Source organism: Pseudoalteromonas sp. T1lg10, from assembly GCF_002964545.1.
Lineage (GTDB): Bacteria > Pseudomonadota > Gammaproteobacteria > Enterobacterales > Alteromonadaceae > Pseudoalteromonas.
Window position 1 is genome coordinate 771 of record NZ_PQBV01000050.1, and the last position, 1,324, is coordinate 2,094.

Here is a 1,324-nt window from a genome sequence, read left to right on the forward strand (position 1 = left end):
GGTGGTCACACCATCACTGATGGTGATGCTGTCGACGGTGGCACCGGCTTCGACAACGCCAGAAAGGGTCACGTTGGTCGCCTCACTCGCGCTTAACAGCTCATCGCCGCCATCGTCGAACGCAATACTGTTTGCGCCATCACCTGTGCTCGGTGCGCCCGTATCCAAGGTGGTGGTATCGGTGACCGTGCCTGTGTTCCCGGCAGCGTCGGTCACTGTCATGGTGACGGTCAGTTCACCGTCGGCGAGACCTGACAGGTCTTGCCCAACGACGGTCAGGTTGCCGTTGCTATCCGTGCTGATCGCCGAGCTCGGTACCGTGATCGTCGTCACACCATCACTGATGGTGATGCTGTCGACGGTGGCACCGGCTTCGACAACGCCAGAAAGGGTCACGTTGGTTGCTTCACTCGCGCTCAATTGTTCATCGCCGCCATCGTCGAACGCAATACTGTTTGCGCCATCACCTGTGCTCGGTGCGGCCGTATCCAAGGTGGTGGTATCGGTGACCGTGCCTGTGTTCCCGGCAGCGTCGGTCACTGTCATGGTGACGGTCAACTCGCCGTCGGCGAGACCTGACAGGTCTTGCCCAACGACGGTCAGGTTGCCGTTGCTATCCGTGCTGATCGCCGAGCTCGGTACCGTGATCGTCGTCACACCATCACTGATGGTGATGCTGTCGACGGTGGCACCGGCTTCGACAACGCCAGAAAGGGTCACGTTGGTTGCTTCACCTGCGCTTAATAGCTCATCGCCGCCATCGTCGAATGCAATACTGTTTGCGCCATCACCCGTGCTCGGTGCGCCCGTATCCAAGGTGGTGGTATCGGTGACCGTGCCTGTGTTCCCGGCAGCGTCGGTCACTGTCATGGTGACGGTTAGTTCACCGTCGGCGAGGCTTGAAAGGTCTTGCCCAACGACGGTCACGTTGCCGTTGCTATCCGTGCTGATCGCCGAACTCGGTACCGTGATCGTGGTCACGCCATCACTGATGGTGATGCTGTCGACGGTGGCACCGGCTTCGACAACGCCAGAAAGGGTCACGTTGGTTGCTTCGTCTGCGCTTAATAGCTCATCGCCGCCATCGTCGAATGCAATACTGTTTACGCCATCACCCGTGCTCGGTGCGCCCGTATCCAAGGTGGTGGTATCGGTCACGTTTCCTCGGTTACCAGCAGCATCTTCAACCGTCATGGTAACGGTCAATTCACCGTCGGCGAAAATACTGAGGTCCTGTCCGCTAATGGTCACGTTACCGTTTTCATCAACGCTAATTGCTGTAGGGTCAACCTCAATGTCGGTGGTACCGTCACTGATCACGACG

1 protein-coding gene is annotated in these 1,324 nt (G+C 58.5%); it reads right to left on the minus strand.

All coding sequences use genetic code 11. From position 1 onward, the window contains the following. Nucleotides 1–1,324: Ig-like domain repeat protein (locus C2M17_RS13290; RefSeq protein WP_199776025.1), on the minus strand; the 1,324-nt coding region annotated here is incomplete at both ends.